Source organism: Micromonospora sp. D75, assembly GCF_018070405.1.
GTDB lineage: Bacteria > Actinomycetota > Actinomycetes > Mycobacteriales > Micromonosporaceae > Micromonospora > Micromonospora chalcea.
In genome coordinates this window covers 1-7,530 of record NZ_JAGPXV010000274.1, presented here as the reverse complement: position 1 = coordinate 7,530, position 7,530 = coordinate 1, and the positions used below count along the sequence as shown (strand labels likewise).

The 7,530-nt window shown below is 73.0% G+C and carries 7 protein-coding genes and 1 pseudogene; all 8 read right to left on the bottom strand.

Annotation, left to right across the window (positions count from 1 at the left end; genetic code table 11):
• Window positions 1-296 (bottom strand): bifunctional oligoribonuclease/PAP phosphatase NrnA (locus KBX39_RS17405; RefSeq protein WP_369010114.1); only part of this gene is annotated, 296 nt, incomplete at its 3' end.
• Window positions 293-775, bottom strand: a complete 483-nt coding sequence (gene rbfA, locus KBX39_RS17400) for a 30S ribosome-binding factor RbfA (RefSeq protein WP_043330546.1) — start codon at window positions 773-775, stop codon at window positions 293-295. The genes KBX39_RS17405 and rbfA, both read right to left, overlap by 4 nt.
• 181 nt (window positions 776-956) lie before the next feature.
• Window positions 957-1,250, bottom strand: coding sequence for a DUF503 domain-containing protein (locus KBX39_RS17395; RefSeq protein ID WP_043325814.1), 294 nt, complete (start codon window positions 1,248-1,250; stop codon window positions 957-959).
• Between the two features lie 41 nt (window positions 1,251-1,291).
• On the bottom strand, window positions 1,292-2,335 hold the full coding sequence (locus KBX39_RS17390; protein WP_064447082.1) for a TRM11 family methyltransferase: 1,044 nt from the start codon (window positions 2,333-2,335) through the stop codon (window positions 1,292-1,294).
• A gap of 82 nt (window positions 2,336-2,417) precedes the next feature.
• Entirely contained in the window at window positions 2,418-5,423 is a 3,006-nt protein-coding gene (gene infB / locus KBX39_RS17385) for a translation initiation factor IF-2 (protein WP_069089329.1), read from the bottom strand.
• 93 nt (window positions 5,424-5,516) lie between these two features.
• A pseudogene (locus tag KBX39_RS17380) lies at window positions 5,517-5,853 on the bottom strand (YlxR family protein).
• Window positions 5,854-5,868: 15 nt separating this feature from the next.
• On the bottom strand, window positions 5,869-6,912 hold the full coding sequence (gene nusA / locus KBX39_RS17375) for a transcription termination factor NusA (RefSeq protein ID WP_210871535.1): 1,044 nt from the start codon (window positions 6,910-6,912) through the stop codon (window positions 5,869-5,871).
• The coding region (gene rimP, locus KBX39_RS17370) for a ribosome maturation factor RimP (protein WP_210871533.1) at window positions 6,909-7,530 on the bottom strand (622 nt) is incomplete at its 5' end. The genes nusA and rimP, both read right to left, overlap by 4 nt.

Sequence of the window (7,530 nt, the reverse complement as noted above, 5' to 3'; positions counted from 1 at the left end):
GGATCGGGGTACGTGTCGTCCTGCGGCACCAGCAGCTCCACGCCGGGCATCCAGCGGAACGGCTCGGGCACCTCCGGCGGGCCGGGGAAGGTCGCCTGGAGATCGCGTACGCCGAGCCGCCGCAGACCCAGCCCGAAGCCGAGCATGCTGCCCAGCGCGTCCCCGTCCGGGTTCACGTGGCAGATCAGCAGCACCCGCGCGTCGGCGGGAAGGTCGCGTACCGCCGCGACGGCCGCCGCCCACTCCGATTCGGCCGGGCCGGCCGGCAGGCCACCCGCGACGGCGACCTCGGTCACCGGCGGTCGCCCTCGCGCGGCTCGTCGTCGGCGGCCGGCTCGTCGTCCGCGGCGTCCTCGTCGTCCTCGACCCGGTACGGCTGGGCGTCGCCCGCGTACGAGGACTTGGCGGCCAGCCGCTGCACCTCGGCGTCGGCGGTACGCGCAGCGGCTAGCAGGTCGTCGATGTGCTTGACCTGGTCCTGCACGTCGTCGAGGACGAAGGTCAGCGTCGGCGAGTGCCGCAGCCCGAGGGCCTTGCCGACGGTGCTGCGCAGCATGCCCTTGGCGCTCTCCAGCGCGGCGGCGGTGCTCGCCTGGGCCGCCGCGTCACCGAGCACCGTGTAGAAGACGGTGGCGTCGCGCAGGTCGGCGGTGATCCGGGCGTCGGTGATCGTGATCATGCCGAGCCGGGGGTCCTTGATCTGGCTGCGCACCACCGACGCGACGAGTTCCCGGATACGCTCCGCGTGCCGGCGAACCTTTGCCTGATCCGTCATGTCCCCCACCTCCGGGATCACCTGTACCGATGACGGCGCCGGGTCACCGTGCGACCCGGGCCGTCGGCCGGAGACGGCGGGCGCGTGGGCGCCGCCGGGTCCGACCGCCCAACGCTGAAGAACACTACCCGCGTCCCACCGGACCTCACGCGGCACGGGCGGAGTACCGCGCGACGCGCCGTCAGTCGTCCTCGCCGTGCAGGCGACGGCGCACCGACAGCAGTTCGGTCTCCGGGCGGGCGGCGACCAGCCGCTCACAGGAGTCGAGCACCTCGCGGACGTGGGCCGGCTCGGCGGCCACCACCGCCACCCCGATCTCGGCCCGGCCGTGCAGGTCGAGCGCCCCCACCTCGGCGGCGGAGACCTCGAACTTGCGCAGCGCGGCGACGATCGGCCGGACGTAGGACCGCTTGGCCTTCAGGGACCGGGAGTCACCCGGGAGCAACAGGTCGAACAGTGCGGTTCCGGTATACACGGCGAGCAACGGTACGCCGGGTGGCGCACCCCGGCACGCGATTAAGGCGCGACCGCCACCAGCACGTCCCGCTCGATCGCCTGGTCGACCCGGTGGGCGAAGTCACCGAAGCCGGGGCCGTCGAGCACGCGCAGCCCGGCGTCGGCCAGCACCGCCTCCGCCTGCGCCCGCGGCGCCACGTGGGTGTTCCAGGACAGCCCGAGCGCGCCACCGGGGCGCAGCAGCTCCCGCCACACCGGCACGGCCGCGGTGAGCAGCTCCAGCGGGCTGCGGGACAACCCCTGATCGGTACGGCTGCCGTGCGCCACCCCGTACGGCGCGTCGGTCACGATCACGTCGGCGCAGCGGGGGCGCAGCGCCTCGCGGGCCCGGGTGGTGTCGGTGTTCAGCACGGTTACCCGCTGGGTGGCCCCGGCCCGGTGCTCGTCCCGCGACGGCGCGAGCACCGCCTCGAACCGGCGGGCCACCAGCTTGCGGTCCCGGCGCACCGACGTCGACTCGGTGGTGTGCTTGAGCCGCTTTCGGCGCAGCCAGGTACGCAGGAACGTCGCGTACGCGTCGACGTCCTTGCTGTCGCGCTCGACCCCGATGCCGTCGTAGCCGTACATCAGCGCCTGGTTGAGCGTGGTGCCCCGGCCGCAGAGCGGGTCCAGCACCACCACCGGCCCGTCCAGCATCCGCGGCGCGGCGGCGGAGGCGAGCACTGTGACGTTGAGCAGCAGCCGGGTGAACTGCTCGTTGGTCTTGCCGGCGTACTTGGGGATGGTGATCAGGTCGGAGTCGTACCGGGCCAGCGGGCTCAGCGGCACCGGCCGCAGCAGGTCGTCACCGACCCGCTCGAACAGCGCGTACGCCGCCGACAGGTTCGCCAGGTGGGCCAGGTCCCGCTCGCCGAGTCCGGGTTCGGGGGCGGTGAACGTCAGGTACTCCACCCCGCCGATCCGGGTGACCTCGGCGTCGCCCGGCACCACGTCGAGCACGCCGGAACCGGCGAACACGGCCAGTTCGGCGCGGGCCAGCCGGGCCGCCGCGTCGGCGTAGACGCGGTTGGCGGAGGGGGCGAGGAGCAGCGCGTACCGGATCACGCCGCAGATTGTCGCAGCCTGGGAAAACGGCGACGGCCGGGGCCCGAAGGCCCCGGCCGCCGGCCGGTCGTACGTGTGGAACTCAGGCGCGCGGCTTCTCGCGCATCTCGAACGTCTCGATGACGTCGCCGACCTGGACGTTGTTGTAGCCGCCCAGCGTCAGACCACACTCGAAGCCCTCGCGGACCTCGGTCGCGTCGTCCTTGAACCGCTTCAAGGAGCTGATCGTGAGGTTGTCCGCCACGACCGCACCGTCCCGCAGCAGCCGCGCCTTGGCGTTGCGGCGGATGAGGCCGGACCGGACGATACAGCCGGAGATGTTGCCGATCTTGGACGAGCGGAAGACGTCGCGGATCTCCGCGGTGCCCAGCTCGACCTCCTCGTACTCCGGCTTGAGCAGACCCTTGAGCGCGGCGTCGATCTCCTCGATGGCCTGGTAGATGACCGTGTAGTACCGGATCTCCACGCCCTCGCGGTCGGCCATCTCGCGGACCTTGTTCGAGGCCCGCACGTTGAAGCCGATGATCGTGACCGCCTCGGACGAGGCGCTCGCGAGCATGACGTCGCTCTCGGTGATCGCGCCCACGCCCCGGTGGATGATCCGAAGCTGGACCTCCTCCGGGATGTCGAGGTTGAACAGCGCGTCCTCGAGCGCCTCCACGGAACCGGAGACGTCGCCCTTGAGCACCAGGTTGAGCGAGGTCTTCTCGCCCTCCTTGAGCTGCTCCATGAGCGTCTCGAGGGTGGCCCGGCCACGGGAGTTGGCGAACGACGCCGCCCGCCTCCGCGCCTGCCGCTGCTCGGCGATCTGCCGCACGGTGCGGTCGTCCTCGGCGGCCAGGAAGGTGTCACCCGCACCCGGCACCGTGGTCAGACCCAGCACCATGACCGGACGCGCCGGACCGGCCTCGTCGACCGGCTTGCCGTTCTCGTCCAGCATGGCCCGCACGCGGCCGTGCGCCCCACCGGCGACGATCGAGTCACCGGCACGCAGGGTGCCCTTCTGCACCAGCACGGTCGCCACCGCGCCACGGCCCTTGTCCAGGTGCGCCTCGATCGCGACACCCTGCGCCGGCCCGTCGATCGGAGCGGTCAGCTCCAGCGACGCGTCGGCGGTCAGCAGCACGGCCTCGAGCAGTTCCTCGATGCCGATGCCGGGCTTGGCCGCCACGTTGACGAACATGGTGTCGCCGCCGTACTCCTCGGCGACCAGGCCGTACTCGGTCAGCTGCTGGCGGACCTTGTCCGGGTTCGCCTCGGGCTTGTCGACCTTGTTGACCGCGACCACGATCGGCACGTCCGCCGCCTTGGCGTGGTTGAGCGCCTCGATGGTCTGCGGCATCACGCCGTCGTCCGCCGCCACCACCAGGATCACGATGTCCGTGACCTGGGCGCCACGGGCACGCATGGCGGTGAACGCCTCGTGACCCGGGGTGTCGATGAACGTCACCGCGCGGTCCTCGCCCTCGTGCGGGACGTGGACCTGGTAGGCGCCGATGTGCTGGGTGATGCCACCCGCCTCGCCGGCCACCACGTTCGCCTTGCGGATCGCGTCGAGCAGCTTGGTCTTACCGTGGTCGACGTGACCCATGACGGTCACGACCGGCGCACGGCTGACCAGGCGGTCCGCCGCGACCTCGGCGTCGAGGTCGATGTTGAACTGCGCGAGCAGCTCGCGGTCCTCGTCCTCCGGGCTGACGATCTGCACGTCGAAGCCGAGGTGCTCACCCAGCAACTGCAGGGTCTCGTCGGAGCACGACTGGGTCGCCGTCACCATCTCGCCCAGGTTGAACATCTCCTGGACCAGCGAACCCGGGTTGGCGTTGATCTTGTCGGCGAAGTCCGACAGCGAGGCGCCACGGGACAACCGGACGACCTGACCCTGACCGCGGGGCGCGCCCGAGGACATGGTCGGGGCCGACAGGTTGTCGAACTCCTGTCTGCGCTGCTTCTTGGACTTGCGACCGCGGGTCGGGCGACCACCCGGACGCCCGAAGGCACCCGCAGCGCCACCGCCACGGCCACGACCGCCGCCACCGGGACGGCCACCGCCGCCGACCGGACCACCCGGACGGAAACCACCGCCGGGAGCACCGCCACCGCCGCCGGGACCGCCGCGGTAGCCACCGCCACCGCCGCCACCACCGGGACCGCCGCGGTAGCCACCGCCACCGCCGCCACCACCGGGTCCACCGCGGTAGCCACCGCCACCGCCGCCGGGACGACCGGCGCCACCACCGGGTCCGCCACGACCGCCACCGGGGCCGCCGGGACGGCCGGTGGTCGGACGCTGGCTCGGCATCGAGGCCGGGCTCGGCCGCGGCGGCATCGACGCCGGGCTGGGCCGCGGCGGCATGCCGGCCGGGCTGGGACGGGGACCGCCCGCACCGGCGGCCGGGGGCCGCTGCTGCTGGCCGCCCTGGATGCCGAACGGGTTGTTACCGGCGCCGCGCGCCGGCGGACGACCGCCCGGCCGGGCACCGGGGCCCTGACCCTGGCCCGGACCGCCGGGGCGACCGGCGGCCGGGGAACCCGGACGCGGCGGCATGGCGTTCGGGCCGGGACGCGGGCCGGGACGGGGACCGCCCTCGGCCGGAGGCTCCCGGCGTACGGTCTCGCGCTGCTGCTGGCGGGCGGCCTGCGCGGCCTTGACCGCGGCCTCCTGCTCAGCCTTCAGCGCGGCGGCACGCGCTTCGGCGGCCGCCACTTCGATGTCGTGCGCGCTCGCCGGCTTGGCGACCGGAGTCGCCGGCTGCGGCGGGCCGGGGACCGGGCCCTTGGGCTTCGGTCCAGGGGTCGGCGCAGCCGGACGCCGGGGCGGCATCGGCTTGGCCGAGACCCGGGGGGCACCCGGGGTCGGGGTGGGCGTCGGGGTCGGTGCCGGACCGCTGGGCGCGGCAGCCGGCGGGCCGGCGGGCGCCGACGAACCGGCTACGAAGGCGCTACGCAGCCGCCGGGCGACAGGCGCCTCGACGGTGCTGGACGCGGACTTCACGAACTCGCCCATTTCCTTGAGCTTGGCGAGAACGGTCTTGCTTTCGACCCCGAGCTCCTTGGCAAGCTCGTGTACGCGGGCCTTTCCTGCCACTGCACTCCTCACTCCGAGGTCGTGCGGGCAGCACCCGCAGCGACCTCACTCGTGCACTTGAAGCCTGGTCATTTCAGGGACTTCATCGTGTGCTCATGTCGGTCGTCCTACCTTGCTAGCGACCCTCGACCGGTCGGGCTTGACCGGTCGTCGGGGGTTGCGCGTCGACGTGCTCCGCAAGCGCACCGTGGTCAGGAACCCCGGTGAGGCGCAGTGCCCGCCCGAAGGCGCGACGCCGCACCGCCTGCGCGAAGCAGGCCGGATCAGGGTGCATGTTCGCTCCCCGACCCGGCAGTCTGCGGGCCGGATCGGGCCTGAGACTGATGTGACCAGCCTCGTCACCGATCGCGACAACCCGCAACAACTCGCTGGCCGGCGCCCGTTTCCGGCAGCCCACACAGGTGCGCTCCGGAATCGCGCGTCGTGCCACTGAGTAAGTCTACCCCTAGCCGCCGGAGATCGCGCCGCCCGGCTCCGGGACGTGATCAGCTCCGCCCCGGCTCTGCGGGGCCGCGGTCTCCGCGTCGGACCGGATGTCGATGCGCCAACCGGTCAGGCGGGCCGCCAGGCGGGCGTTCTGCCCTTCCCGGCCGATCGCGAGCGAGAGCTGGAAGTCCGGGACCGTCACCCGGGCGGTACGGGAGGCCAGGTCGACCACCTCGACCCGCAGCGCCTTGGCCGGCGACAACGCGTTGCCGACGAACGTCGCGGGGTCGTCCGACCAGTCGATGATGTCGATCTTCTCGCCGTGCAGCTCGCTCATCACCGCGCGGACCCGCTGCCCCATCGGGCCGATGCAGGCGCCCTTGGCGGTGACGCCGGACGCGGTCGAGCGGACCGCGATCTTCGTACGGTGACCTGCCTCACGGGCGATCGCGCCGATCTCCACGGTGCCGTCGGCGATCTCCGGCACCTCCAGCGCGAACAGCTTCTTCACCAGCGCCGGATGCGACCGGGACAGCGTGATCTGCGGCCCGCGCATGCCCTTGGCGACGTGCACGACCACGCAGCGGATCCGCTCGCCGTGCTCGTACCGCTCGCCGGGGACCTGCTCGGACTGCGGCAGGACACCCTCCAGCTTGCCCAGGTCGACGCTGACGATGCCCTTCTCCCGGCGCGTCTCGTGCGCCTGCACCACGCCGGTGACCAGGTCACCGTCGCGGCCCACGTACTCACCGAAGTGCACCTCGTCGGTGGCCTCCCGCAGCCGCTGGAGGATCACCTGCTTGGCGGTCATGGCGGCGATCCGCCCGAAGTCGTGCGGGGTGTCGTCCCATTCCCGGGTGACGGTGCCGTCGGCGTCGAGCTCCTGCGCGAAGACCGAGGCGGCCCCGCTCTTGCGGTCGATCTCCACCCGGGCGTGCGACTCGGCGCCGTCGGTGTGCCGGTAGGCGGTCAGCAGCGCGGTCTCGATCGCCGCGAGGATCGTGTCGAACGGGATCTCCCGCTCGCGCTCCAGGGCGCGCAGCGCCGCGAGGTCGATGTTCACCTCTCCTCGTCCTCCAGATCTTCGTCGTCGTCGGTGTCTGTGTCGTCGCCGAGGTCCTCGTCGGCCAGGTCGTCCAGGCGGCTGAACTCCACCTGGACCCGGCCGGGCCCGAGTTCGGCGTACGGGTGTGCCACGGGGCCGGCGTCGGTCTCCAGCTCCACGCGCTCGTCGTCGGCGGCCGTGATCCGGCCGGTGAGCTGGCGGTCCCCGGCGTCGCCGCGGACGGTGACCTTGACCAGCCGGCCCACGTTGCGCCGCCAGTGCCGGGGCAGGGTGAGCGGGCGGTCCACGCCGGGCGAGCTGACCTCCAGCTGGTACTCGCCGGCCACGATGTCGCCGCCGGACTCCTCCGCCGCGTCCAGGGCCGCCGACACCGCGCGGGAGACGTCCGCCACGGCGTCCAGGTTGATCCCGCCGTCGGCGTCCACGATCACCCGGACCACGTGCCGCCGTCCGGCGCGGGAGACGGAAAGGTCCTCCAGGTCGTAGCCGGCCGCGGCGACGACCGGTTCGATCACCTCGCGCAGCCGGTTGCGGCGCGCGTTCAGATCGCCACGGGGTGCGCCGCTGCGCTCCGCGCCGCGGGGGCCGTCGGACCGGCGGGGCCGCCCGGCGGGC

Coding starts and splice junctions, on each gene's coding strand:
- rbfA (WP_043330546.1), bottom strand. CDS start 775: ATGACGGATCAGGCAAAGGTTCGCCGGCACGCGGAGCGTATCCGGGAA.